Source organism: Paenibacillus sp. HGH0039 (assembly GCF_000411255.1).
Lineage (GTDB): Bacteria > Bacillota > Bacilli > Paenibacillales > NBRC-103111 > Paenibacillus_F.
This window is the reverse complement of the sequence record NZ_KE150412.1, coordinates 3,004,830-3,030,490: the sequence shown is the minus strand read 5'-3', so window position 1 is coordinate 3,030,490 and position 25,661 is coordinate 3,004,830. Positions and strand designations below refer to the sequence as shown.

The following is a 25,661-nucleotide window of genomic DNA, read 5'->3' as shown; positions in this document are numbered from 1 at the left end:
AATGTATTCCGTCTGTAAAGAGCACCTGGAGCTGGCCATTGACGTATTCGTGGACGAATACGAGGACGCACCGGACATCGTGGATTTGGGCAAAGTGAAGTTCGCCGAGTGGGAGCCGCCCGCTCATTGCGAGCATTGCAAGGAAAAGCCGGAGTATCTGGTCGTTTGACGATAGAAAAAGAGGCCTCTGCACAAGGTTCGCTGAGAAGCGAGCTTGGTGCAGAGGCCTTTTTGGTGTGGGGGGCTAAAATAAAGCAATGTAATTTGAGAAAACTTTTGGCTTCCAATAATATAGAATATGGGAAAAATTTCTTGTTGAAGGAGTGTTGGGTTGAAATCTTTTCTAGAAACTTATAAAAGAATAATGGTTCCTTCTACTGCGTTTTTTATTTTTGTTCTTTTTGGGGTGGGAATTTTATATTTTAAGCAGGATGATTCCACGGAGGCTAAACGAAGCGCAAATCGGTATTTGACGGCAGTTATCAAACATAATGCGGAGGCGGTTGAACAGAACGTGGTATATGAGGTACCGCTTACGTCCAGGGAAAGGTCAGACTTTAAAAATTACATTTGGACAAGTGATATCAGAGACTTTGAAATAAAAGACGCTGTCTTGTCAGAACCCGGTAAGTATGAAATGCGGGTTCTTATCATGAAGGAGGCTAGTCAGGAAGAGAGCAGAATTACGGTTGTAAAGGCGGATAGCAAGTGGAAGGTTTTAATAAAAAAGCCCGTTTAATAAACCAAGAGACCGTAAAGACAAAGGAAATTTGTCCTGTACGGTCTCTTTTAGTTTCATTTGAAAGCCGTTAGAGTAATGGCTTATTTGCTGGTCGTGCGGCGCTGGTACTCCGCGATAATCGAGAACTCCTGCTCCAGCTTGCGGTAGACGCGGTCATAGAGATAATAGAGCTCGATGTACGTAGGCGAAATCTCGATGTTCGGCTCCTGGCGCTCGGTAATCGGGATGAGCTTGTTCACGTCCTCCAGACGTTCCAGCGCGCCTACGGCGTACATGGCGAGCACGACGGCGCCGAAGCTGGAGCTTTCGTGGCTCTTCGGAATGTGCACCGGATAGCCGAACATGTCGGACATGATCTGGCGCCATTCCGGGGAGCGGGCGAAGCCGCCGGACGCCCGGATTTCCGTCGCCGGACCGGCCAGGTCGCGCAGGGCGATGCCGATGCCGTAGACGGCGAACAGGATGCCTTCGAGCACGGCGCGGATAAAATGCGGCCGCTTGTGGTGCAGGCCGATGCCGAAGAAGCTGCCGCGCGCGTCCGCGTTCCAGTACGGCGCTCTTTCGCCGGATAGGAACGGCAGGAAGAGCAGGCCTTCGGAGCCGGGCGCGACTTCCTTGGCCGCCGCAATCATGACGTCGTACGGGTCGCGGCCCGTGCGGCGGGCTTCCTCGACCTCCGGCCAAGAGAACTCGTCGCGGAACCAGCGGAGCATAAGGCCGCCGTTGCTTGTGGCCCCGCCGATGACCCAGTGATTCTCCGTGAGCGCGTAGCAGAACGTGCGCTCCTTGGCATCGGTAAGCGGCTTGGGCACGACGGTACGGACGGCGCCGCTTGTCCCGATCGTGAGCGCGACCACGCCGGGCTCGACTGCGCCGACACCGAGGTTGGCAAGCGCTCCGTCGGCCGCGCCGACAACGAAAGCCACTTCGGGATCGAGGCCGAGCAGGTCTGCGAATTCGCGGTTCATGCCGCGCATAATGTGCGTGGTCGGAACGAGCTCGCTGAGCTGATCTTCACGGATACCGGCGATGCGCAGAGCGTCGGGGTCCCAGCTCATGGTGTTCAGGTTGAAGAGGCAGGTGCCGCCCGCCACCGAATGATCGACCACGTAACGGCCGAAAAATTTGTAGAGCACATATTCCTTGATCGATATGTATTTAACGGCTTTTTCGAAAATATCCGGACGCTCTTCTTTCAGCCACATGATCTTCGGAAGCGGGGTCATCGGATGGATCGGGATGCCGGTTTTATGATAAAGCATGCTGCTCAGATTCTCGTCTTTCAGGCGCTGTACTTGGGCCACACTGCGGTTATCCGCCCAAATGATGCTGTTCATCAGGGGACGTCCGTCGGCGTCCATCGGAATCACACTGTGCATCGCAGTGCTGAAACCGATCGCTTCGAGCTGCTTGCCGTCGATGCCTGCGCGCTGAATCGCTTCCTTGATGGATTGAAGCACGGCTTCGAACATCAGGTCCGAGTCCTGCTCCGCCCAGGAAGGCTGAGGTACGGCCAACGGATATCCGGCTTCCCCGGCTCCGAGGAGGGTTCCTTTTTCGTTCGTGATGATGGTCTTGGTGCTCGTCGTTCCAATGTCAATTCCCATGAAATAGGTCAATTCTAGTTCACCTCTGCGTCGGTATGGTCGATCTCCTTGCCTCAATGGTCAGCATCTCTATCTTCATTATAAGGCTTATCGGGCAGACTTTCGAAAATGCAGCTCTTTTTTATCTGTCTGGTGGCTGCAAACCGCACTCCAAGAGGGTTTTTCCGCGGCAGGAGCCCTGCTGGAAATTACCCCCTACTGGCATCATACCTGCTTGGGGGGAAACGTCAAGTGTGTTTTTTTCGGATCGGGCGGCGTGAAAATACGGGAATTGGCCGGACGGGTGTTTTCCGGGACGGGACAGGTTGGATTCGGGTTGGATTCAGGCGGGATTTGGGGTACAGTAAGGGAAGATTAAGCCACTGACCGGTAAAAAAAGGAGCGACTTCGCCATGCACATCACGATTGCCTCTGTCGGCAAACTGAAAGAGAAATACCTCGTCAACGGGATTGACGAGTACGTTAAGCGCCTTGGCCCGTATGCCAAGGTGCAGCTTGTGGAGGTGCCGGACGAGAAGGCACCGGAGAGCATGAGCCCTGCGGAGGAGCAGCAGGTGCGGGCCAAAGAGGGCGAGCGGCTGCTGGCCAAGCTCGCCCCGGACGCTTACGTCGTGGCGCTGGCCATCGACGGCGAGATGTGGACGAGCGAGCAGCTGGCGGGCTCGCTCGATAAGTTGGCCACCTATGGGCGCAGCCAGGTGGCCTTTGTCATCGGCGGCTCGCTCGGGCTGTCGAGCGAGGTGCTGCGCCGCGCCGACGCGAAGCTGTCGTTCGGGCGCATGACCTTGCCGCACCAGTTGATGCGGCTGGTGCTGGTGGAGCAGGTTTATCGGGCGTTTAAGATAAACCGGGGGGAACCGTACCATAAGTGAGGGCGAAATTTTTATTGTATACCTTACGGCATATTCTTTTATTCATTGAAGAAGGGGAGGACCATGATATGGGTTCAAGAATAATGCATGTGATTATTGCTAATAAAATTGCAGAGCGTCTGTCGATGGAAGATCGAACACCGTTTTTACTCGGAAGCATTGCCCCAGATGCGGTTTCAACTAAAAACGAATCACATTTCTTTATAGGTGAACATCAAGACTATTCAAGAAGTGTTGACTACAAAGGATTTTTAAATAAGTATAGTTCACATACAGATAATCATTATATTCTGGGATACTATGCACATTTAATTGCTGATGAAATATGGATGAAAGGGTTTTATCTTGCTTGGTTGAGAAATAGAATGGATGCAGATAAAGAATTACATGGTTTATACCATAATGATTTCAGATTACTAAACGGAAAATTATTGGAACACTACGGTTTTAGAGATGAACTGAGAAAGACGCTGTATTACATTCCTACCATCATTGATTTACAAGAGGTTATGTCCCAAGATGTCGAAAAATTTATTCCGTATGTATGGGGAGATATGGATTACGAAAAGGAAGTTGTGCATCAAAAACTTAATGTTTTTACTTTTGATCAGATAGTAGGTTACATAGAAACATCAGTTGATTTAGGATTATTGAATTTAAAACAGGCTGCCGTCTTACACCGGATACCTCTGCTCGCGAATGGTCGGTTAACCCCCATCCTTAAAGAGGGAGAGTTACGAAGGTAAATCAAAATGAAAATTCCACGACATCCGAAATGGATGGCCTTAAACGAGCCGCTATAGACGGCTCGAAGAACACCATAAGTGACGGCAAAATTTTTTGGAAGTGGCAAGTACAGAAGCCTGTCCGGCAATCGGGTAACATAGCTAAATGTTACAAATACTCGGATTTGTTGGGATCGATCCTCAGGAGATCCTCGACATACTGACTTTTTCGTGCAGAAAATGCAAGGTAATTATTTTGTATCTGCCATAAAATTTATCTAGAAAGGAGGGGAAACGATGGATTGGTTGGACAGGATGAATAGCGCCTTGGAATATATCGAAACAAATCTAGCGGACAATATCTCATATGATGAAATAGCGCAGAGGGCCTATTGCTCCACATATCATTTTCAACGAATGTTTCCGTTTATTACTGGAGTAACGTTATCTGAGTACATTCGACGTCGACGGTTGACATTGGCAGCATTTGAACTGCAGACAACGGACGCAAAGGTTATTGATGTGGCTATGAAATATGGATATGATTCGCCAGAAGCGTTTGCACGGGCGTTTAAGAATCTTCATGGGATAATGCCGATATCTGCGCGAGATAAAGGTGCTTCTCTAAAAGCCTATCCTCGAATGTCCTTTCATATTTCAATAAAAGGAGATGTCGAAATGAATTACCGCATCGAATCAAAAGGTCCTTTTGAGATGTTTGGAGCTTATGGTCTGGTCAATTCCGATCCCCAAAAAGTATATGCTGAAGTTGCTCAATTCCGTCAACAATGTGATGTGGATGGCAGTGTTGAAGGGATGAATGGATTACTGGGACGCTTTAGTAACACCATCTTGCACGCTGCCTTATATGATCATACTGGAACATCTTTTAAATACATGGTGAGTTATTTTTTACCAAAAGGGCTTGAAATTCCGGAGACATTTACCAAACTTTCTGTTCCAGCATTAACGTGGGCGGTTTTCCCAGAACCGCAATGTGATTTAATAAAGTTATGGGGACGTATTTATTCCGAATGGTTTCCGACATCGGAATACGAACAGGTTGAAGGTCCTAGCTTCGAAATGTATTATGGAACAACAGGGTATGTTACTGGGGAAATTTGGATTCCGGTGAAGAAAAAATAGTTTTTACTCGAGTGAATGTATTGCACTAACGAAGATGAAAGCGAACAAAGTAAATCAAAGGAAGGCCATCCACAAAGGATGGCCTTTATTCAAAACTTGTCGTTACAGACAACTCGGTGAACCGTATCATAAGTGACGGCGAAAAATTGGTATTGTTGGTTAGTGACCTGAGTACCGACTCTGAAAGAAATAAACAAAATGGATATATGGATGTATTTGCTGGTTCAATAAGGAAAACATTACCAAAGGGTTACCTAGAGTTACGGGTCTTTATAAAGATGAAATGGTATCAAAGGGCTGCACTCCCAATTATTTGCCGGAGTTCATTGCGATTGAAGTTAACAAACGAAATAATAATTAGTTACCCCTGCAAAAAGGATCTGAAAGTAAGCTTCCAGATCCTTTTTGCTTGGAGGGCAATTTCAAAAGTTTCATCCGTAACAAGGTTTTCGTCTGTCGCAATTATCATGTAGTTTTCGATACTTTGAGATGATGAAAGAATTTCTCAGGGAGGAAAGTAAGGAACCCATGCTAGGTTGCCCAAATCCCGCTTAATCGCGAGACCAGTCCCGCCGCAGCGAGAACAACTCCCGCAGCGCATCCGTCGACAGCTCGGTAATCCAGCCCTCCGAGCTGGAGATGACGTTGTCGCTTAGCTGCTGCTTGTTCACCAGCATCTCGTCGATGCGCTCCTCGAGCGTGCCGAGCGAGATGAATTTATGCACCTGCACGTCGCGCGTCTGGCCCATCCGGTAGGCGCGGTCGGTCGCCTGGTTCTCGACGGCCGGGTTCCACCAGCGGTCGAAGTGGAAGACGTGGTTCGCCGCGGTCAAGTTAAGCCCGACGCCTCCCGCCTTGAGGGAGAGGATGAACACGTTCGGCTGCTCGGACGGCGGAAGGTCGCGGGACTGGAACCGTTCGACCATCCGGTCCCGCTGCGCCTTCGGCGTGCTGCCGTTCAGGTATAGCACGGGTTCGTCCAGCTCGCGCTGCAGCACATCCTGTATCATCTTGCCCATGCCGATGTATTGCGTGAAGATGAGGCAGCGCTCGTCCGCCTCGCGCAGCTCCTTGACCATGGCCAGCAGCCTCTCCAGCTTGGAGGAGCGGGCGACGATCGCCTCCGTATGTAGAGGGCCATCCTCCAGCTCCGTTCCCATATCCTCATTCAGTAGAGCTGGATGGTCGCAAGCCTGCTTGAGCCGCGTCAGCGCCCCGAGAATAGCGCCTTTGCGCTGGATGCCGTCGAGCTTCTTCAGCTTCTCTAGCAGCTCCTTAACGCAATTGTCGTACAGGGCGGCCTGCTCGGAGGTCAGTGGAACATACGTCTTCATCTCGTTTTTGTCCGGCAGGTCGAGCTGGATGGCGGGATCCTTCTTCTTGCGTCGCAGCATGAACGGTTTCACTAGCCGCTTTAGTTCAGCCGTGCGACGCCCGTCCTGCTCGCGCTCGATCGGAGAGGCGAACCGTTCCTGGAACGACTTGGCGGCCCCGAGATAGGTGGGCACGATAAAATCATAGATGGACCATAGCTCCGCCAGCCGGTTCTCGATCGGCGTCCCGGTGAGCGCGATGCGATGGAGTGCGGGAAAGCTCTTAACCGCCGCAGCCTGCCTGGTCCCGGCATTCTTAATGTTCTGGGCCTCGTCCAAACAGACGGCGCCCCATTGGAATCCGGCGAGCGTCTCCTGGTCGAGCGAGGCGGTAGCAAAGGAGGTCAGTATGACGTCAACGCTGCGGGCCTCGTTCCGGAACGCGTCGCCGCTCTTACGCCCGGAGCCGTAATGCATGGCCACTCGCAGCGACGGGGCAAAGCGGGAGATCTCCTTCTGCCAATTGCCGAGCACCGACGTGGGGCAGACGATAAGCGAAGGGAGTCCCATCCCCTCGTCCGCCTGTTCCTTGGCGTAGAGCAGGTAGGCAATCAACTGGACCGTCTTGCCGAGGCCCATGTCGTCCGCGAGACAGGCCCCGAGCCCGAAGCGGCGGAGAAAAGCCAGCCAGGTGAATCCGTCCTGCTGGTAGCTGCGCAGCTCGGCACGCAGACCGGCCGGCGGATCAAGCCGCGGCCATTCGCTCTGCTGATTAATCTTGGCGAATAGCCCGGTCAAATGCGCGTTCAGCTCGACATCGAGCTCAACGCGAGCAGCATCGGCCCCGAATGTCTCCGGGCCGGCATCCGTGACCCCGCCATCCGCACCGGCGTCCGTCTCGGCCTGCGAGAGCAAATGCAATTGCAGTACATCCTGGAAGCTCAATCCCTGGCTCTTGTCCATGCCTTCCATCATGCGGCGGATCTGGGCAATCAGCGCCGGGTCGAGCACGATCCAGCGGTCCCGGAACTTCACGAGACGCTCCCCTCGCGCGAGCAGCTCGTCGAACTCCTCCTCGTTCAGGTCGGCGCCGCCGATAGAGATGCGCCAGTTGAAGCTCAGAATCGCTTCCAGCCCGAATAAAGACTTGCCGCCGCCACGCTCTTTGGACTCGTCCTCCGACTGCACCGCCGCGCGCAGCCGCGGTTTCTTGCGGCTGGCGGCTTCCCACCATGCGGGCAGCAGCACCTGCCAGCCGGCTTCGAGCAGCCGGCGGCTGTCCTCGTTCAGAAACCGCCAGGCCGCCTCGTCGTCAAGCGGCTTGCCGAGCACGTCCTCGCCGCGCGACAGCCGATCGTGCGGAAGGCTGGCTTGCAGCCGTTGCAGCCAACCGTCCGAGCGGCTGCGGATAGCCTCCGCCCATGCGTCAGGCCACTTGCCGACCGCCGAGCCGTCGTCGCCGAGCCGTACTCTGCGGAGCTTAGCCGGATCGCTCTTGTCCTGCAGCACGAACCGCAGCCGCCAGCGGGAGTGCTCGTCGCCCTCCCATGGCTCCAATAGTTGCAGCAAGGGGCGGAACGGCGCGACATCCGCTTTCCAGCCAATCTGCACGAGCCAGCTCTCGTCGTCCAGTCCCGCCGTCGCGGCCGCCGCATTCTCGTGCGCGAACAGGGCCGGGAATTCGCGGCGCAGATCCGCCTCGTCCGGCTCCGTTCCGTAGAAGCGGCTCATGACGGCCGCCGAGAAGGCCGCCTTCAGCCCGTCGCGCGCCTCATCGCTCCAACTGCCGCTCTTCAGGTCCAGTTCGTCGCGGCGCGCCTGTCCGAAGGTCGCACCGACCGCCGCCGCATCCCAGCTCCAGCGCAGCGAGCCGCTGCGGTAAGCCGCAAGATCGGGCGCGTACAGCCGCTTCTCCAGGCATTCGGCCAGCAATGGCGCCAATTCGGCCAAGCGCACGGCATCGTCTTCCCACTTCCACTCCATATGCGCCAGTAGAGGTCCAGATGCAAAGAAGGGGATGACCTCTTCGGCGGGCAGCACAATGGCTTCGAGCTCCCCGACCTTGACGAGCTCCAGCTCGGTGCCATAGAAGGACGGCTCGTGCCAGGCGAACAGGCGATGCTTCAGTTGAAGCCCGGTCCACTCCCGCAGCGAATCCGGGTCCGCGAAGAACAACGCGTCGCCATGCGACGTCAACACCATTCGAACCGCGATGGTATCCAGATTATCGATCGTCGTCGTCATGGAATCAGCTTTCCTTTCCGCAGCTCTTCCTGGAGGGCCCGCAGCCGGCTATGCCGGCTCACGAATGTCTCTATGTACACGTCCCACCGCTGCTCACGCTTTAGCTTCTTGTACAGCTTGGCCAGCCGTTTGAGCAGCTTCACCGCTCGCTTGTAGCCGTGGCGGTTTCTTAACAACACGTATTTCTCTGTGCCTTGGTGGTAGAACGGCAGCAGCGCCTCCGGGGCCTCCTTCTCGATGGGCTGCAGATCCTTCGCCCGGAAGTCGAGCGGATCGCTGCCGAGGCTAAGCTGATAATCAACCCACTGACGCCAACGGCCGAAGCGCATCAGGCTCTCCTCGTACAGGCTGCTGGAGTAGGGAAGCAGGCTCGTAATCGCGCTCCACATGTTCCTCTCGGCCTCCGGCAATTGTCCGACGACGGCTTCCCAGTAGCGTCTATATGTATCCAGGCTGCCGGGGCTGCGACCGACCCGCTCGGTGGCGCAATGGCTTAGCCAAGCCTCTAGCCGTATCCATTCGCCAGCCTCCTCCAGCACGCGCAGAAAGCGGAACACATGCCCGGGATTTAGCCGATGCCGCTCCGCTGCTTCGAGCAGCCGCCAAGCAGCTTGATCCTCTTGAAGCCAGAAGTGAATCCAAGCGCGGGCGACAAGCGGGAAGAGCTTATTTTCCTTGCCGAATCCATCGGTCAAATGGGACAGCTCCTCCTTAAAGAGGCGAGGGCTGTCCGCATCGGATGATACCAGGATCAACCACAGCTCCACATAGATATCCAAATAGGCTGGAGGGAACCACGCATTCGCCTTTACCGTTTCGCGGATGTAAACGGCCGTCTCCAGCAGTCGCCCTTGATGCTTGACCGCGATCTCCGGCGGCAAGCCGCTATTGAGGTGAGCCTCAATCGTATCTATCGTCTCGGATGCCGCCACCTGGGCGAAGTAGCCCGAGTGGCGGTCGGTCGATTGCTTGCGAAGCAAAAACAGCCCGATGTTCAGCTCGAGCAGCCAGGCCTCCTCGGGTGTCAATTCGGACAGAAAGAGACGCACTTTGGAGCGCACTTCGTTACCGTAGTTTATTTGAAACGGGCTGTTCACCGCTTCCTCGGTGCAGCCTGCGATCAGGCCCTGACACTCTTCAATGCTCAGCTCGCTCAGTCGATTTGACTCGGTTATCGTCATAATGCCGGACATTCCTTTCTTGAGCTTTGGCCGCTCGTAAATCCCTCCCTTCATTATAACGATAAATGGTAAAGATGGCATACAGCCCAAAGACCATTGATCTAAGACCCAATTAACGTCGGCTTAAAAACGACCACCCGCCACAATGACAGGTAATCCAATAAAGGCCACAGGGGATACAATGGGATTGAAGTTGGTTGTAAACAGTGTTATTCTGACAGCGGTAAATTCAAAATCTATGGTTTGCAATACATCTAATAGCCACTATTTTAGTGATAAAGAAAGGTAATACTATGATAAAACTCGATAACTTATCCTTCTCGTTTCCTCAAAAAGAACTATTTAACAACATTTCATTTACGTTAGAAGAAGCACAACATTGCGCTTTTATCGGAACAAGCGGCAGTGGGAAAAGCACATTGATAGATATACTGATGGACCCGGAAAGATATCTTTTCGATGGTAAATTAGAGATGGACCCCGATTGTACAATTGGATACGTAAGTCAGTTCTCAGAACTAGACAACACGAAAGAAACAACCGTTTTTGAATATATAGGAGAACCATTTATAAAGCTTCAAAATGAAATTCAATCGATTTGCACGGAAATGGAAACCTCAACAGATATAGAACCGTTACTGGAAAAGTATCAATTCGCTTTAGACGCATTGGATGCTATTGGTGGGGATGATTTTGAAAGCAACATTCATAAGCAGCTAAATGTAGCAAACCTTATGAAGCGAAGAGATAGTAAGGTAGCCGACCTGAGCGGCGGGGAATTCAAACTTATTCAAGTGATGAAGGAAATGCTTAATCGTCCCGACATATTGATTATGGACGAGCCTGATGTATTTCTAGACTTCGAAAACCTAAATGCGCTTAAAAAACTTATTCATTCGTACAAAGGCATACTACTGGTTGTTACGCACAACCGATATCTATTGAATCATTGTTTCAACAAAATTATACACCTTGAAAATAGGGAGATCCAGGAGTTTGATGGGCGATATATCGAGTATAACTTCTCATTGCTTCAGACAAAAATGGAGCTGCAAGAGCTCGCGGTCGCTGAACAAGAAGAGATGGAGAGAAACGATACGATCATCAACAATCTTAGAGTTATCGCAACTTACAATTCAGACGCTTCGAGAGGGAGAGCGTTAAAAGCTAGAGTTAGATTTCAAGAAAGACTGGAAGCGCGTCGAATTAAAGCGCCATTCGTTGAAATTAAACAACCGAATATCAGTTTTGGTGTGGATAATGAAATGGAAGACGCTATTGTTGTAAGTGTCCATCATTATAGTGTTGGCTTTGATGAGCTGCTGCTAGACAATGTTAACTTTGAGATAAAATCTACGGATAAAGTAGCTATTATCGGCGCAAACGGTACCGGGAAAACGACCTTACTTCGAGACATCTTTAAAAATAATCATGCTTCCATTGAAATCAATGCTGATGTTAAAGTAGCTTATTTGTCTCAGCTTCAAGGTGAAATGCTAAAGGACGCTAATACAATACTAGAAGAATTCTTCGATGCAGGGTTCAAAACTTACGATGAGATCGGATTGTATCTTTCCAACTATGGCTTTGAAGGAGAAACCCTTAGTCAAAAGATAGAATCTCTATCTGGTGGAGAAAAAAATTTACTTCAATTGGCTAAGGTTTCCGCCAGTAAAGCAAACGTATTGCTTCTTGATGAACCGACAAGTCATTTAGATACCTATACACAACTAGCACTGGAGAAAGCCATTGAAAAATTTAAAGGCGCGATTCTCATGGTTTCCCATGATTTCTATTCTGTTGTAAATGGTATGGATTATGTTTTAATTATTGACGATAAGACGATTAGAAAAATGACTTTGCCAAAGTTTAGACAGATGATTTATGAGAGTCATTTTGATAAAGATTATTTAGAAACGGAACAAAAGAAAAAATCAGTTGAAATGAAAATAGAATTGGCTCTAAAAAATACTGATTTTGAACTTGCAAAAGGATTGGTAGAGGAGCTGGAAGAGCTGATTAAATGGCTTTAAATGACAACCTTCGAAGTGAGGTCAGTTAGCAATAAAACATGATGATAGTGGAAAAATATCAACGATGTAACCCAAACAAACCACTCCATTCCCGGAAGTGGTTTGTTTGAATTCCCCACTGCACTAATAATGTATTCAATGCGACGCAGGACGTTGCCGCCATCTTCCCCCAATTATAGGCAGTTTGATGATACAATAACGGGACAAGATTACGGCGAATACGGAGGGATGCGCATGGAAAATAATCCGAGTCGAAACAAAGAGAACTCTCTTTCTCATTCCGAACAGAAGCAAGAACATGAGAATGACCACCCATATGCAGACGAGGAGTGGGACTTTGAGTCGGAAGAGGAGGACGACGACGGGGGTTCATCGGCCAACCGACGGAAGTGGATCAGAAATACGGTCATATTCCTGCTCGTTGCCGCTCTAGTCGGAAATATATTGGCCTTCTGGCCGCAAATCTACAACATGAAGACGCTCCCCCTCTTGTTCGGGTCGAGGGAATTATCCAGCCAAGCTGAAATCCAAAGCTATAAAGAAGCGGTTGTTACAGTCAGCACGGACAACGGCAAGGGCACCGGATTCCACATTAACGGCGGCTATATTGTGACCAACTACCACGTCATCGAAGATAACGGCTATATTATAGTGAAATTCCCGGGGCAAAGTCAGATTTATAAAGCGGAGCTGTCGGGCAGCGATCCCGATCTGGATATCGCCATACTGAAGGTGGACATCGGGGATCAACGGCTGCCGTTTATTGAAGTCGAGCGAGACAACAAACAGTGGGAGCCTGATGAACAAATCTACGTGATTGGCAATCCGCTTCATTTCACGCAAATCGCCATCAAAGGGGCTATTATCGGCTTGGTCCCGATCCAAGGCCGTCAGACGCCGGTCATGGCCCTTGATGCGCCGGTCTATAACGGCAATAGCGGCTCTCCCGTCATTAACAAGCGTGGCAAAGCCATCGCCGTTGTATTCGCCACTGCCGATGTCGAGCATCAAGACCAAATGATAGAGGCCGGTTTGGCCGTACCGATTGCCGACATGGAGACCCTGCTGCGAACTTCGCTGCCGCCAGTAGAATAAAAACTTTAATATTTTCGACATCTTGCTAAAGTAAGGGTGATAGCCATGAGCGTAATACGTTTGGAGAACGTCACGAAGAAGTATGAAGGGTCCATGATCTTTCGCGATATTTATTTTCGAGTTATGCAAGGGGAACGTATCGGCCTGATCGGACGAAACGGTGCCGGCAAGTCGACGGTATTTAAGCTCATTATGGGCAAAGAGGAGCCGACTTCCGGCAGAGTAGAAATAAATCCTCAGTTGAAAATCGGATATTTCTCTCAATTCTCGGAATTGAGCGGAAGCCTGTCTGTTCAGCAAGAACTGGAAATGTGCTTCGAGCAGGTTGCCCTTATCGAACGAGAGCTACTAGAGGTAGGAGATAAGCTGGGTTTGGTTACAGATAATAACGAAATGGAGAGGCTGCTAGCGAGGCAGGCGGAGTTATTCGAGCAAATGGATCATCTCGATGGCTGGAACGTGTCCGTCGAGATTAACACAGTGCTCACGAAGCTAGGGTTCAACGACAGATCTCGCAATCAGCCGATCGATGAGTTGTCCGGGGGATGGCGTAACCGTGCGGCGCTCGCGAAGTTACTAATCGAGCTGCCCGATGTCGTTCTGCTCGACGAGCCTACGAATTACTTGGATATGGAAGGCATTGCATGGCTGGAGCAGTGGCTGTACCGGTTCAAGGGAGCCATGATTCTGGTGTCGCATGACCGGCAATTCATCGATAAGGTCGTCACGCGTACGATCGAGATCGAGAATTATCATTTTCAGGAATACGAAGGCAACTACACCGATTACGTCCGTAAGAAGAAGATGCGCAAGAAGGAGCTGGACCGTCAGTTCGAATGGGAGGAAGAGCTGCTGCTCATGGAGTCTGAGGCGATCGACGACCGCGCGAGCAGGAAATCCGCTTCCAAGGACCGTCTCACACGGAAGCTGGCGGATAACAAGAAGCGGATCGAGCCGCATCCCGTTAACGTACTGATTACCGATATATACGAGAGGCTGCGTTTCCCGGATAAGCTATGCGAAGTGAAGAAGATCGGACAGACCTACGAGGGCAGACAGATCTTCGAGCACGTTAGCTTCGATATTCAGAAGGAAGATCGCTTGGTCATCGCGGGGCCGAACGGAAGCGGGAAGTCCACGCTCATCAAGACGCTTACCGGGGCGGAGAAGCCGGAGTCGGGAGAGGTTATCTGGGAGAAGGGCGTTAGCTACGCCTACTTCAACCGGATGTGGGAGGAGCTTGATCCCAAGGATACCGTTAGCCACGCGGTGAATACGTATGGATTGGGGCTGGACGCCCCGCGCAAAAAGGTGGCCAAATTTCTATCGATGCTGCAATTCTCGGAGGCGGATCTGAGCAAGGAGATCGGCAATCTGTCCGGCGGACAGAAGGCTCGGGTGGCGCTGGCCAAGTGTCTTCTATCGGGTGCGGCGGTTATCATCTTGGATGAGCCTACCAACCATCTGGATCTCATGAGTATTCAGGTCATGGAGCAAGCTCTAATCCATTTTCCCGGCGCCGTCATTACGGTCAGTCATGATCGCTTCTTCATCGATAAGATAGGGACGAAAATGCTGACCTTCGATCCGGTGACGGGAGTGACCGAACAAAGTCTATAAGGGAGAATGGTTCTCTCGATACCTCTCAACATACATGTTACAAAGCAAGGGCACCCAATTGGGTGCCTTAAAATTCGCCGTTAGAATGGTACGGTGAGCCGTATCATAAGTGACGGCAACGATTTTTGAAAAGGAGATTTAATTGTTTTGTTGAGGAACGTATAGTAGATTTAAAATATATATGTCAAGAAACGATGTAACTAAAGGGAGGCTAGTTTATGAGCAGTTCTCTGGACATTTTAAGACAGAGTAATGAATACCCTGTGGTATTTGTTGGGTCGGGTCCAATAGGTACTTAGCTAGCTTTCCGAGTTGGGAAGAGTTGCTTCAAAGGTTCTGGCAGCAGTTAGATGAAGGTGTGGATTTCTACGCATTTTTAAATCAACTCAGAAATAAAAGATTTTTTCTCACTCCTTAGCTAGACAGACCCAAAAAGGGGGGGAACGATTGGTATTTAAAAATTTATTACGTTTATTTATTTTATCTATATGCTTGATTGCTGTTGTCGGATGTAGCGAAAGCTTCACATTTAATCCTTCTGAAATTACCGGTGTTAAAGCTCAAAAACATAGTAGTAAAGATGTTGGAATAGATTTATCCGAAGATCAAGTTGCCATATTCCTCAAAGCCGTTAAAAAAGCAAAAAAAGTTACTGAAGGTGTCAGTACTACAATAGGGAGTTCGGATGAGTTAGTTCTTACTGAGAAAAGTGGAAAGAAAACTGCCCTGCAAGTATTCTATTTTGATTCTTATACCCTATTCTCAGATGGTGAGTTCGATTATAAAACGACTGGGGAAAGTGCTGATGAGCTTATCACCCTATGGAAGCAACTTGGACTTCAAAAATAATTTGGTTTTTGTGCTAAACAGGCCCTTTGTGCCTGTTTTTTTTTCATATTGAGGAACCACACACTAAAGTCACCGTTAACCCAAGGATAGAGAGAAAGCCACACATACATTATCTGACTTGAGACGAACTTGCCGGGCATCTTCGGGACTGGCGACTTCGTTAATTACGAAAGCAAGCTCAACCTCATAGCGGGGGCGTTCAGGGATGCGGCCTTAGCGCTTAACAGCGCCAAACGCTACATGGACCCTGAGGCGCCGAGAATGGCTTATGTATCGTTACATAACTAAGGTTTAAAGAACGGAACAAAGCGCTTGGCATCCGATAAAACGCAATAGTCCGTTTTAGCCGCGGCGTGGGTACCTAGTGATATGGAGCCTATACCATGCCGCGGCAGTTCCTTTCACATTTTTCGCCGATGGAGACTTTAGGCTGAGCCTTATCATAAGTGAGGCGAATTTTTTTAACAGCGAGGGGGCTTCATATGTTTTTCAAAGCTATAATGCACTAATATTCACTAAGCCACAAAAACCTTTCGTCCGGTTAGCGAAAGGTTTTTGTTTAATGCCTTTAATGCTAGATGATTCTTCGCGCGGATGCAGGTATTGGTTATAGAATAACCTAAACTCTTCAAAACTTGCCGTTACAGACAGCACGGTGAGCCTTACAAGTGACGGTGAAAAATAGGGGTTACCTGGCACTTTCATTTGTCTGATATTGTTCTCTCATTAAAAGAAATTTTCATGTTTTTCAATAAGGAGCACGAATGAAATTCCTATTTTTGGAGCGAGCATTTTACCGGTGAGTGTATACAAACCATGTAATACTTGCTGTTAATAATGCTGAAATCAAAGCTGTAAGAAAACTATATATTTGGCAAATAAGTATCGTTGACCAATCTAATGCACAGCACTTATACACTGGACAATCGTAGCAATCAGCAAATAGGTGTTACAATTATTTGCTTTTTGTCATTATCTGTTGCTTATTTGTAATACTAGGAGAAAGAACAAAAAGCCAATAGACAAAGAATAATTGTGGCAGACGACAAGATGATGTCGCTGTGTGCTGCTTATAGGGGTAGTGAAATGTTGCGCTCGGTTATAAAAGGGATTAATTTACGAAATGCTATGGTGCTTGCAGCCTGTCCATCCCGTTGATATGCATGATAATCGTTCTCGAAGATTTCCTGCATTTCCTCCGATAAGTGGCGGATGTATCGATGCGCGCATTCACGTATTTGTACAGGTGAGCCGAAATCAACCACCAGGTCTAGAACGTCAAGCACATAGAATTCCATTGGATTCGCCTGCGGCAAAAACCATCCAGTCTGGATGACCTCCTCAAGGATCTAATCAAGATTAGTCTCATGCTTGTCCATCAATGGAGCGACCTTATTTTGAATCAACGTGATTATTTCTGCCAATTCCCGCTCTCGGGTGGCTTCCTTGGCCAAATTCCATACCTTGCCTTTGTGCCGGAAGTTGCTCAAGCTGATCTCCCAGTATACTTTTCCGCTATGCGTATTTATGATTCGGGAATTGGTATCAAACTCCAAATAACTGCCTTCTATATTGGAAGAGTGACTTAAAAAACGTATCTCAGCTGTAAAGGAACCGAGTGGTTTGATCATTTTTCTTCTGGATTTATTGTATTTGAACCGCATGGCGCGCAGGCCGCGGCAATCCTGGAACAACATTCCCGAAAAATATCCTTGCCAGTAAGATAATCTGTCATATCGCTTCATCTCCATATAGTTTAATCTAAAAAGGTAAAACTACACAGCAGTTTTCATTTGTCTCCAAGCCTTTAGTTCCCGTATATATCCTATTATAATCTTACAGGTATAACAAAAAACGCCTGAAGCCTTTCGTTATGATATAGTAAGGAGTAGAGGGCACCCAATGGGTGCCTTTCGACTTCGCCTTATAGATGTTATGGGGAACCGTATCACAAGTAACGACAAGTTTTTTTGCGGAATTCCTTTCCGAGCTTAGGTTTGATATCTGTCTGTAGGTACCTGCTATTGCCTAATATGTGCGGAGCAGCGACAAAACTTGCTTACTTGACCGATGAATCTTGCGGTTGGATTTCGTCAAATAAATGTAAAAGAAAAAAACCAAAGCAATTAAAATAATCCAACTATTGGAGGCACTCAATCATGAGAAAAATTATTGTGCTAGAACACGTCTCCCTTGATGGTGTCATACAAGCCCCAGGCGGACCAGACGAAGATAACAGTGGCGGTTTCGCGTATGGCGGGTGGGTAGCGCCCTATTCTGACGAGATCCTTGGAACGCTCCTGAGCAGGCAGATGAATATGCCCTTCGACTTGTTGTTAGGGCGAAAAACCTATGAAATTTGGGCGCCATACTGGCCGAAGCATGCGGACGTATGGCCAGGGGCTAACAAGGCGACTAAGTATGTAACCTCCAATACCTTGACATCCGTGGAATGGAAGCCGTCCGTGTTATTAAGCGAAGATATTGTGGAAAAAATTACCCAAGTCAAGCAACAGCAAGGGCCGGATTTGCACGTATGGGGAAGTAGTGATCTCATTCAGACGCTTATGAAGTATGATTTGATCGATGTGTTCTGGCTGATGATTTACCCGGTAACTTTGGGCAGTGGAAAGCGATTGTTCGCTGGGGGTACGATCCCGGCGGCATTCAAGGTAACGGAAAGCAAAGTTACCCCTAATGGCGTTATAGTTGTGAATTACGAGCGCGCAGGTGAAATTGAAAGCGGAGGTTTTTAACTATTCGTATAAGTAAAGGGACTAACTTGCCGATACAGACAACGCGGTGAACCTTATCATAAATAACGGCAAGCTTTTGTGGAATTGCTTACGTGGCACGAATTTGTATCGGAGCAGTTGTCGAGCACGTGAACGCTTCGGCATACAGTTGTCCGAGGAAGTGCTTGGGCGTATCGAGATATTTCTAGCATAGGATTGGCATACAGTAGAGGAAAGCCCGACCGGTAACCGGTCCGGCTTTCTCTGTCTAATGGGGACGCAAATTCCTAGTTTATATCAAGGGATGAAAACAATTACCGCGTATATGATGAAGTTAAAGGGCAAGGCGAATTTTCAGACCCGATGCAAATCTAAGCATAAAAATTAATAATTAGGGGAGTGAAAGATGAAAGTTCTCATTGTAGAAGATGACAAAACCATTGCAGACGGACTGCATTATTCGCTTTACAGCGAGGGATATGAGGTTTCGATTTGTGAAAATAAGCAGAAGGCATTAGACATAATCAGACAAAAGAGTTTTGACATCTATTTACTCGACCTTACTTTACCGGACGGTAGTGGTTATGAGATTTGCGAATATGTAAAAGAAAATCAGAATGCTCCTGTCATTTTCTTGACTGCATGTGATGAGGAGATCCATGTAGTTCGAGGTTTAGATATGGGAGCGGACGATTATATAACAAAACCATTTCGCATTCGTGAGCTGATTAGCCGAATGAAATCATCACTTAAGCATTATCAAAAAGAATTATCTTCGACTGATATTATGAAAATTGGAAATATTGCCGTAAATACAAAACTGGCTAAAGTGTATAAAGGAACAGAGGAAGTGGTACTAACCTCGTTAGAATACCGTATGCTGTTAACATTTATAAATAATAAAGGTCAAGTTTTATCCAGAAATCAGCTGTTAGAGGGCATATGGGATCTAGAGGGAAACTTTATTAATAACAATACGCTTTCTGTATATATTAAACGTCTGCGAGAAAAGCTGGAGGACGATAGCCAGAATCCTAAAATCATTGAAACCGTACGCGGACTTGGATATCGTATGGGTGGCCGTCATGGTTAAAAACAAAGAGGTAAAGCTATTCTATATGAGTAGTACACTCATTTCAGCTATCGGAATGGCAATTATTTGGATGATTGATTGGAAAGCAGGGGGTGTAGCCATTCTTATACTACTCCTTCTCTTTTCATGTTTTTTCTTATTTACTCGAAAACGCTATCAAGATATTAAAAAGCTATCTGATTATTTAGCCTCCGTTTATTCAAGTCAACCCACTATGGATATTCGGGATAACGTTGAAGGTGAATTGAGCATTTTGAAAAATGATATTTATAAAGTTACTTTAACTTTATCAGAGCAGTCTATGCTTCTAAAAAAAGACAAATTATATTTAGCAGAGACACTTTCAAACATTTCTCATCAACTAAGAACCCCACTTACTTCAATGTTTGTCATGGCAGATTTGTTGAATAGTCCTAGTCTGCCTCAAGACAAAAGGGAAGAGTTTTTAGTCAATATCATGAATCAATTAAATCGTATTGAATGGCTCGTGACCTCATTGCTCAAGCTATCCAAAATCGATGTCCATAGTGTAGCTTTCAAAAAGGAAATCGTATCTGTTAAAAAAATGTTAAACAAGGCTTTAGAACCACTTCTTATCCCGATGGAATTGAAAAATCAACAGCTTTCTATATCGTGTGATGAAAATCTGTTTGTGGCTGTAGATGAAAACTGGACAGTTGAATCGATCTTAAATGTGATTAAAAACGGGATAGAGCACACACCAGTTGGAGGAGAAATAGCCATTTCGTGTAAGGAAACACCTTTGTATACGCAAATTATAATTGCAGATAGTGGTGAGGGAATTAGTCCAGAAGATGCACCACACATTTTTGAACGATTTTATAAAGGAAAAAATGCTGGCCCTGACAGTATTGGAATAGGCCTAGCTATGTCCAAAACAATCTTACAAAGTCAAGGCTACGATATAGGAATGGAAAGTCAGCCCGGTATAGGAACAAAGTTTATTATTAAATTTTTCAAGCAAATTATTTAGTGACTAATCTGTAAGAAAAAAGTCACCGACAAGACATCTTTGTCAGGTAATTTAATACGTAAGAATCAATCTAGGAGGTTTACTATGGAGATTTTACGAGTAGAGCACCTGACAAAGACATACGGCAAAGGCGAAGCGGCTGTTACAGCACTGGATGATATATCTTTTTCCGTACAAAAAGGAGAGTTTGTAGCGATTATTGGTCCGTCTGGTTCAGGCAAGTCTACACTGTTGCATATTTTAGGCGGCGTAGACACGCCTACATCTGGTAAGGTGATTGTTGACCAAACAGATATATACGATATGGATGAAACAAAACTTGCAATTTTCAGACGCAGACAGATTGGTCTTATCTATCAATTTTACAATCTCATTCCTGTCCTTAATGTGAAAGAAAATATTACCTTACCTTTACTGTTGGATGGGAGAGAAGAAAATCGTGATAACTTAAATAGCATCGTAGAGGTTTTAGGTCTAGGGCATCGATTAAAGCATTTGCCAAATCAACTATCTGGTGGACAGCAACAGCGTGTTTCAATAGGTCGTGCGTTAATTAACAGTCCCGCTATTGTATTGGCTGATGAGCCTACGGGGAATCTGGATACCAAAAACAGTGAGGAGATTGTAAAGCTCTTTAAACGATTCCATAGAGAACGGGATCAAACACTGATCCTTATTACACATGATGAAAACATTGCGTTGCAAGCGGATCGGATTATTTCTATCCAGGATGGCAGAATTTCAAGAGATGAGGTGAACCGGCGATGAATATCGTCAATCAGCTCACCTTGCGTTATATGAAGCAAAATAAAAGTCGTACTCTTGTTACGATCATCGGTGCTGTGATTTCGGTCGCGATGCTAACAGCAGTTTTTACAATCAGCGGTTCTTTCATGGATATGATGCAGAGAAGCACCATTGCCTACACTGGTAAATGGCAAGCAGCTTTTAAAGATGTTGCTGGGGAAGATGTAACGAACATTACAAATACAGAAGTGATTGAAAGATATGATATCGAGCACCAACTCGGTTTTGCACGACTCCCTAATTCTAAAAACGGCAAGAAGCCCTATTTGTATGTTTCTGAACACAGTAATCTTGATGTGATAGGGGTGAGTCTAATCGATGGCCGCTTGCCTCAGAATGAACATGAACTGGTGCTTTCATCGCAATTTGTAGAGACTTCCGGTGTCCACTGGCAGGTTGGTGATGTAATCACATTGGAATATGGAGAGCGTAGCGGAACTGTGGATGGCAAGAAAATGTCATTGGGTAATAATTCTTCTTATCAAGCAGAGGAATTCTTTACGCCGAAAACCACTAAAACATACACCATTTCTGGGATTATTCAAGCACCTGCTAGAGAGCAGGATGCAACTGCTGCATACCGTGCATTCAGCGGTCTTTCTAGAGAAAATTTGAGATCCGGTTCTCCCTACACAGTAAGCGTAGAATATATGGATTATAAAGAATTAGGGAATAACATCTATGATAGTAGTAAAGCGATCGCTAACAAAGTAAATCAAGTTAAATCAAACGAAGTGAAAATCGAGTATAACAGAAATCTTTTGCTCTATTCCGGGATTTCGAATGATTCTCGGTTTGTTATGACTATGTATTTGACGGTATTTACCATTGGATCCGTCATTCTAATTGGATCTATATCGCTTATCTACAACGCGTTTGCAATCTCACTTTCAGAGCGCAGTCGAACTTTGGGGATGTTATCCAGCGTGGGGGCGACCAAACAGCAAAAGAGGGCTTCTGTATTTTTTGAAGCTGCTGTGATCGGAATCACCGCTATACCTACTGGTATGCTTTTAGGGTCTTTGGGGATTGGTGTTACTCTTCATCTACTCAATCCGTTCATTCAAAAAATGTTTTCTGTCAGTGAGCAGATGCGTTTGGTGATAAAGCCGTTCGACATTATTGCTGTCATCTTATTTTCTATTTTGACACTACTGATTTCGGCTTGGTTACCAGCCGTAAGAGCATCAAGGATTACTGCGATAAATGCTATCCGTCAGACAAAGGATATTGAAATTAAAGGAAAAGATATACGCACATCTAAAATCACCCGTAGGTTGTTTGGGTTTGAAGCTGTACTTGGATTGAAAAATCTAAAAAGGAATAAACATCACTATCGTGCAACCGTTTTTTCCCTTGCGATCAGTGTAATCTTGTATTTATCTGCCTCTTCTTTTTCGATGTATTTGGAAAAATCCTTTAACATGGCACAGGCACCGATACCATACGATGTATCAGTCTCGGTAAATGGGGCCGATCCAGAAAACATGAAGCCATTAACGAACGAACTGATGTCTGTAAAAAACGCTACTACAAAAGTGAAAACCCAAATTTTTACTGCCGAGCTAAGTCTCAAAGAAAACGAAGTCACCACGGACATTACCAGTCGCTTAACGCCTTATCAGGGTACTTACGAAATGAGTGCGAACATTATTTCGCTTGATGACGCATCTTTTACTTCTTATCTACAATCAGCGGGAATTAATGAAAAGAAACTCGAAGTGGGTGATACCGTTTCAGCGGTACTTGTAAATCGATTCACTTTGAAAGACAAACATATTTTTACGGATATCTCCCAGCTCACAGTTACAGAAGGAACAGAATTACCCTTCAACGTAAATCCGCTTGATGGAACTAAGACACAAGGAAAAGTTCGAATTGCATCGATCACGGATAAACGTCCACCGAATATGTTTCGCTATCAGGAAACCCCTTCTACTGTGACACTTATTGTTTCAGAACAAGGGTTTGACAAGCTGCGACAAGAACTAGATAACGATAAGTTGTCTAGTCTAATTTCCAGTGAGGTGCAATTTACTACCGTACAATCTGCTGAATTGGAAAAAGAAACAATATCTATTCTTAACGAATATCCAAATGTAGATGCCTATACTACCAATCTGATTGAGATTCGTCAGAATGAAAAGGATCGGGCTACAGTCATATCCGTTTTCCTCTATGGTTTTGTGATTCTAATTGGACTTATTTGTACGGCAAATATAATCAATACGATTTCGACAGGAATGGCCTTAAGAAAACGTGAATTTGCGATGTTAGCTTCTATTGGCATGACTCCGAAAAGCATGAAACGAATGATACGCTATGAAGGATTGTTTTATGGAATGAAGTCACTGATATACGGTTTACCCGTAAGTCTGTGCGTGATCTTTATCATTTACAAAATCCTTAGCCGCAATTTTTCATTTACTTTTACTTTACCTTGGGATGCTTTCTTACTTGCAGGAATGGGTGTGTTTTTCATTGTGGGGACGACCATACTATATGCGAATAGAAAACAAAAAGAACAAAACATTGTTGAATCACTGAAGAGCGAAAATTCTTAGATCATTTAAGTTGCAGATAGTACTACTTGGTTTAATGAACAACAAACAGCGGAGAGGATGCAGGTAGTCCTTTCCGCTGTTTGTGGTTTATAGAAACCGTTGTGGAGAACCGTATTTGAAAGGTAGCATCTTGTAGCAAGGGTTACCTCGAAGCGCTTATATCTGCGGATGATCCCTTTTTCCTACGGATGAAGCGCCGATCGATGAAAAAAGCGATGAGCAAGGACAGGACGCCGAGCAAAACCGGTAGGCCAAACGCTTCAAAAGAGAAGGAGCTGCCCTCCAGCTTCAGGTGGTCAGTGGCGCGATATTCGAGCCGCTTGGCGGCAAATTTCGCCGTCTGGATATCCTCCTGCCCGGCCAAATCCTCGAATGCGGGATCCATTGCAAACCGATTCGCCGCGTCGCGGTGCAGGAACAGCAGTTTCGCGCTGTTGCCGCTGCTCTTCCATTGGTTGATGTCTTCGGCGGCTGTAGACTCGGCATCGGCACCGACAACAATCATTTTCGACAGCTTCGGCACGTCTTTTATCTGATAACGCGCGACTAGGTTCAGGCCGTGCTTCGTTACGATCGGTTCGTTCGCGCTGGAGACGGTCAACGTCGTTGTCGTACCGGAAGCGGCGTACGTATCGAATGCGGCGGACAAATCCAGTTCATCGGCGCCGTTATATAGCAGCACACCCGCCTTTACTTTGTTCCATTGAAAGGCGTTATTCAGTACGTACGTTATATCGCTCAGCCCGGCAACGAACGGTTTCATTTGCGGGTTTGTCACATAATCGTAAGAGGGATAGTTCATCTCTCCCGCCACTTTCTTCGCCGCCGCCTCGCCCAACTGCTGGGAGATGACGTATAGCACAGCGTCGATCCCCGATGTCAGACCGGCAGAAGATACAAGATTGCCTTGTGGGACGTAGCGCCGATCTTTCACCCACTGGATTTCCGGATAGTTTTTAATGAGCCGGTCGATGTCTCCCCAGTGCGTCGCAGCCGATTTGCCGTTCAGCAAGCCGGTATCCGCCAAGTTTTCAGCCCCATTGCAAATGGAGATCAATGTCGTCTTGGTGCCCGAGTGCTTCCGAATCCATTCGCGGATGGGCGCATATTTTTTCTCGTCCAAAATCGGCATAAACGGGATGACGATAATGTCCGGGCTTTTGCCGAGCATCACATCCATCTCGTCAAATGAATAATGCGGGACGACATCGAGTCCGCCAGTTAGTGATTTAATTTTGCGATCGGGGGCAACGCCGTATACATTGTAAGCTTCAGTCATCGCAAACATCTCGTACGGGACGAGAAAATCGAACACTTCCGTCACTTCGTTCGCCAGCAGCACGGCCACTGTCGGTTTGTTCGCGTCATATTTCGGTACCTTCACATCCGTCAATGAAGGGGCGGCTTTATCGTAAACCGACATTCCGGCATTCATTGTATTGACGTACCCGATGGCGCCTGTCCCCCCTACGACGACGACAAAAACGATGAGATAGATAATGATGCGTAATAAAGTTTTCACTTGCTGCGCTCCTCCCAGCTAGATTGCTTACCCGTAAAGCTTAACAAAACAAGATGAACCTATCCTCTGTCTGTGGTTCGGTAGAGGGGCCCTCCTAAAGTTTGAGCGACCACTGGACCTTGGTCTGTATTCTTTTTGCGGCATGACTCGATAGGGCTATAATGTTAACAAAACGGTGACAAATGCGCTGCTCGGAAATGAGACTCCTGAAGAGCTAACTCTTCTCATCCTGGCGGAACCGCTAAAAATCAAAAAGACATCTGACTATTGAAATTCGGGCAGACGTCTCTTTCTCGACAATATGGGCAATGCCTAACTGGGCAACTTCATCCGCTAAAGCATCGTTTAATGATAAGAAACAGGCCATGATTCCCATATTTCGTCTTTTGGGCTTTAACCGTTATCGGTAGTAGAGCGAGAGGGCGTTCAGCTAATGGGCAGAATAATGCAACTATTTGATTAATCATTACGTCTAACATATGGAAAAATGAGGTATCAATTTACCGTCTACAGTTCGAA

General features: G+C 47.3%; 19 protein-coding genes and 3 pseudogenes. 16 read left to right on the top strand and 6 right to left on the bottom strand.

Annotated elements, in window-relative coordinates:
- The first annotated feature begins 1 nt into the window (after position 1).
- Both HMPREF1207_RS28800 and HMPREF1207_RS13260 read left to right on the top strand, forming a co-directional pair.
- Positions 2-169: a CxxH/CxxC protein gene (locus HMPREF1207_RS28800; protein WP_009673401.1), complete on the top strand. Its 168-nt coding sequence runs from the start codon at positions 2-4 to the stop codon at positions 167-169.
- Between the two features lie 162 nt (positions 170-331).
- Positions 332-739 carry a DUF4878 domain-containing protein gene (locus HMPREF1207_RS13260; protein WP_009673410.1) on the top strand — a complete coding sequence of 136 codons (408 nt, stop codon included), beginning with the start codon at positions 332-334 and terminating at the stop codon, positions 737-739.
- An 83-nt stretch (positions 740-822) separates the two neighbouring features.
- Here the strand turns inward: HMPREF1207_RS13260 and HMPREF1207_RS13255 are convergent, their stop codons facing one another.
- On the bottom strand, positions 823-2,349 hold the full coding sequence (locus tag HMPREF1207_RS13255; RefSeq protein ID WP_036739966.1) for a gluconokinase: 1,527 nt from the start codon (positions 2,347-2,349) through the stop codon (positions 823-825).
- Between the two features lie 392 nt (positions 2,350-2,741).
- Between HMPREF1207_RS13255 and rlmH the strand changes: the two genes are divergently transcribed.
- The 4 genes and pseudogenes from rlmH to HMPREF1207_RS30295 all read left to right on the top strand — a co-directional run.
- Positions 2,742-3,221, top strand: a complete 480-nt coding sequence (rlmH, locus tag HMPREF1207_RS13250; protein WP_009673450.1) for a 23S rRNA (pseudouridine(1915)-N(3))-methyltransferase RlmH — start codon at positions 2,742-2,744, stop codon at positions 3,219-3,221.
- Between the two features lie 68 nt (positions 3,222-3,289).
- A complete protein-coding gene (locus tag HMPREF1207_RS13245) occupies positions 3,290-3,967 on the top strand; it encodes a zinc dependent phospholipase C family protein (protein WP_009673493.1) in 678 nt (225 codons plus the stop codon).
- Between the two features lie 276 nt (positions 3,968-4,243).
- Positions 4,244-5,092 carry an AraC family transcriptional regulator gene (locus HMPREF1207_RS13240; protein ID WP_016423734.1) on the top strand — a complete coding sequence of 283 codons (849 nt, stop codon included), beginning with the start codon at positions 4,244-4,246 and terminating at the stop codon, positions 5,090-5,092.
- Between the two features lie 262 nt (positions 5,093-5,354).
- A pseudogene (locus HMPREF1207_RS30295) lies at positions 5,355-5,453 on the top strand (DNA alkylation repair protein); the annotation flags it as partial.
- Between the two features lie 190 nt (positions 5,454-5,643).
- Here HMPREF1207_RS30295 and HMPREF1207_RS13235 read toward each other — a convergent pair.
- Both HMPREF1207_RS13235 and HMPREF1207_RS13230 read right to left on the bottom strand, forming a co-directional pair.
- Positions 5,644-8,649, bottom strand: coding sequence for a DEAD/DEAH box helicase (locus tag HMPREF1207_RS13235; RefSeq protein ID WP_009673406.1), 3,006 nt, complete (start codon positions 8,647-8,649; stop codon positions 5,644-5,646).
- Positions 8,646-9,830 (bottom strand): hypothetical protein, encoded by a 1,185-nt coding sequence (locus HMPREF1207_RS13230; RefSeq protein ID WP_016423733.1) that lies wholly within the window; start codon positions 9,828-9,830, stop codon positions 8,646-8,648. The genes HMPREF1207_RS13235 and HMPREF1207_RS13230 overlap by 4 nt, the downstream gene beginning before the upstream one ends.
- 293 nt (positions 9,831-10,123) lie before the next feature.
- On the opposite strand from HMPREF1207_RS13230, the gene HMPREF1207_RS13225 reads away from it, so the two are divergent.
- From HMPREF1207_RS13225 to HMPREF1207_RS30290, 5 genes and pseudogenes are all read left to right on the top strand, one after another.
- The gene (locus tag HMPREF1207_RS13225) at positions 10,124-11,863 is read left to right on the top strand and encodes an ABC-F family ATP-binding cassette domain-containing protein (protein ID WP_009673487.1); all 1,740 of its coding nucleotides are present in this window, start codon (positions 10,124-10,126) and stop codon (positions 11,861-11,863) included.
- A 234-nt stretch (positions 11,864-12,097) separates the two neighbouring features.
- Positions 12,098-12,958, top strand: a complete 861-nt coding sequence (locus HMPREF1207_RS13220) for a S1 family peptidase (RefSeq protein ID WP_009673415.1) — start codon at positions 12,098-12,100, stop codon at positions 12,956-12,958.
- Between the two features lie 45 nt (positions 12,959-13,003).
- The gene (locus HMPREF1207_RS13215) at positions 13,004-14,578 is read left to right on the top strand and encodes an ABC-F family ATP-binding cassette domain-containing protein (protein WP_009673399.1); all 1,575 of its coding nucleotides are present in this window, start codon (positions 13,004-13,006) and stop codon (positions 14,576-14,578) included.
- A 447-nt stretch (positions 14,579-15,025) separates the two neighbouring features.
- Positions 15,026-15,427 (top strand): hypothetical protein, encoded by a 402-nt coding sequence (locus tag HMPREF1207_RS13210; protein ID WP_036739711.1) that lies wholly within the window; start codon positions 15,026-15,028, stop codon positions 15,425-15,427.
- A gap of 117 nt (positions 15,428-15,544) precedes the next feature.
- Positions 15,545-15,753, top strand: a pseudogene (locus HMPREF1207_RS30290) (thioredoxin reductase); the annotation flags it as partial.
- 467 nt (positions 15,754-16,220) lie between these two features.
- On the opposite strand, the pseudogene HMPREF1207_RS30285 reads toward HMPREF1207_RS30290, so the two are convergent.
- A pseudogene (locus tag HMPREF1207_RS30285) lies at positions 16,221-16,485 on the bottom strand (serine hydrolase domain-containing protein); the annotation flags it as partial.
- A 291-nt stretch (positions 16,486-16,776) separates the two neighbouring features.
- Positions 16,777-17,124 (bottom strand): hypothetical protein, encoded by a 348-nt coding sequence (locus tag HMPREF1207_RS13200; RefSeq protein ID WP_009673396.1) that lies wholly within the window; start codon positions 17,122-17,124, stop codon positions 16,777-16,779.
- Between the two features lie 462 nt (positions 17,125-17,586).
- Between HMPREF1207_RS13200 and HMPREF1207_RS13195 the strand changes: the two genes are divergently transcribed.
- The 5 genes from HMPREF1207_RS13195 to HMPREF1207_RS13175 all read left to right on the top strand — a co-directional run bounded on the left by HMPREF1207_RS13195 (position 17,587) and on the right by HMPREF1207_RS13175 (position 23,620).
- Complete coding sequence (locus HMPREF1207_RS13195) at positions 17,587-18,183, top strand: dihydrofolate reductase family protein (protein ID WP_009673441.1); 597 nt, start codon at positions 17,587-17,589, stop codon at positions 18,181-18,183.
- A 385-nt stretch (positions 18,184-18,568) separates the two neighbouring features.
- Positions 18,569-19,255: a response regulator transcription factor gene (locus tag HMPREF1207_RS13190; protein ID WP_009673456.1), complete on the top strand. Its 687-nt coding sequence runs from the start codon at positions 18,569-18,571 to the stop codon at positions 19,253-19,255.
- Positions 19,248-20,249 (top strand): sensor histidine kinase, encoded by a 1,002-nt coding sequence (locus HMPREF1207_RS13185; RefSeq protein ID WP_009673480.1) that lies wholly within the window; start codon positions 19,248-19,250, stop codon positions 20,247-20,249. The genes HMPREF1207_RS13190 and HMPREF1207_RS13185 overlap by 8 nt, the downstream gene beginning before the upstream one ends.
- An 84-nt stretch (positions 20,250-20,333) precedes the next feature.
- The gene (locus HMPREF1207_RS13180) at positions 20,334-21,017 is read left to right on the top strand and encodes an ABC transporter ATP-binding protein (protein ID WP_009673446.1); all 684 of its coding nucleotides are present in this window, start codon (positions 20,334-20,336) and stop codon (positions 21,015-21,017) included.
- Positions 21,014-23,620, top strand: a complete 2,607-nt coding sequence (locus HMPREF1207_RS13175; RefSeq protein WP_009673418.1) for an ABC transporter permease — start codon at positions 21,014-21,016, stop codon at positions 23,618-23,620. Before HMPREF1207_RS13180 ends, HMPREF1207_RS13175 begins: the two co-directional genes overlap by 4 nt.
- 142 nt (positions 23,621-23,762) lie before the next feature.
- Here the strand turns inward: HMPREF1207_RS13175 and HMPREF1207_RS13170 are convergent, their stop codons facing one another.
- Positions 23,763-25,142 carry a DJ-1/PfpI family protein gene (locus HMPREF1207_RS13170; RefSeq protein ID WP_009673416.1) on the bottom strand — a complete coding sequence of 460 codons (1,380 nt, stop codon included), beginning with the start codon at positions 25,140-25,142 and terminating at the stop codon, positions 23,763-23,765.
- Between the last annotated feature and the right edge of the window lie 519 nt (positions 25,143-25,661).

What these genes read in the sequence shown, in the direction of transcription:
- HMPREF1207_RS28800 (WP_009673401.1), top strand. Translation starts at nt 2, where the DNA reads ATGTATTCCGTCTGTAAAGAGCACCTGGAGCTGGCCATTGACGTATTC.
- HMPREF1207_RS13255 (WP_036739966.1), bottom strand. Translation starts at nt 2,349, where the DNA reads ATGGGAATTGACATTGGAACGACGAGCACCAAGACCATCATCACGAAC.
- rlmH (WP_009673450.1), top strand. Translation starts at nt 2,742, where the DNA reads ATGCACATCACGATTGCCTCTGTCGGCAAACTGAAAGAGAAATACCTC.
- HMPREF1207_RS13245 (WP_009673493.1), top strand. Translation starts at nt 3,290, where the DNA reads ATGGGTTCAAGAATAATGCATGTGATTATTGCTAATAAAATTGCAGAG.
- HMPREF1207_RS13240 (WP_016423734.1), top strand. Translation starts at nt 4,244, where the DNA reads ATGGATTGGTTGGACAGGATGAATAGCGCCTTGGAATATATCGAAACA.
- HMPREF1207_RS13235 (WP_009673406.1), bottom strand. Translation starts at nt 8,649, where the DNA reads ATGACGACGACGATCGATAATCTGGATACCATCGCGGTTCGAATGGTG.
- HMPREF1207_RS13230 (WP_016423733.1), bottom strand. Translation starts at nt 9,830, where the DNA reads ATGACGATAACCGAGTCAAATCGACTGAGCGAGCTGAGCATTGAAGAG.
- HMPREF1207_RS13225 (WP_009673487.1), top strand. Translation starts at nt 10,124, where the DNA reads ATGATAAAACTCGATAACTTATCCTTCTCGTTTCCTCAAAAAGAACTA.
- HMPREF1207_RS13220 (WP_009673415.1), top strand. Translation starts at nt 12,098, where the DNA reads ATGGAAAATAATCCGAGTCGAAACAAAGAGAACTCTCTTTCTCATTCC.
- HMPREF1207_RS13215 (WP_009673399.1), top strand. Translation starts at nt 13,004, where the DNA reads ATGAGCGTAATACGTTTGGAGAACGTCACGAAGAAGTATGAAGGGTCC.
- HMPREF1207_RS13200 (WP_009673396.1), bottom strand. Translation starts at nt 17,124, where the DNA reads ATGTTGTTCCAGGATTGCCGCGGCCTGCGCGCCATGCGGTTCAAATAC.
- HMPREF1207_RS13195 (WP_009673441.1), top strand. Translation starts at nt 17,587, where the DNA reads ATGAGAAAAATTATTGTGCTAGAACACGTCTCCCTTGATGGTGTCATA.
- HMPREF1207_RS13190 (WP_009673456.1), top strand. Translation starts at nt 18,569, where the DNA reads ATGAAAGTTCTCATTGTAGAAGATGACAAAACCATTGCAGACGGACTG.
- HMPREF1207_RS13185 (WP_009673480.1), top strand. Translation starts at nt 19,248, where the DNA reads ATGGTTAAAAACAAAGAGGTAAAGCTATTCTATATGAGTAGTACACTC.
- HMPREF1207_RS13180 (WP_009673446.1), top strand. Translation starts at nt 20,334, where the DNA reads ATGGAGATTTTACGAGTAGAGCACCTGACAAAGACATACGGCAAAGGC.
- HMPREF1207_RS13175 (WP_009673418.1), top strand. Translation starts at nt 21,014, where the DNA reads ATGAATATCGTCAATCAGCTCACCTTGCGTTATATGAAGCAAAATAAA.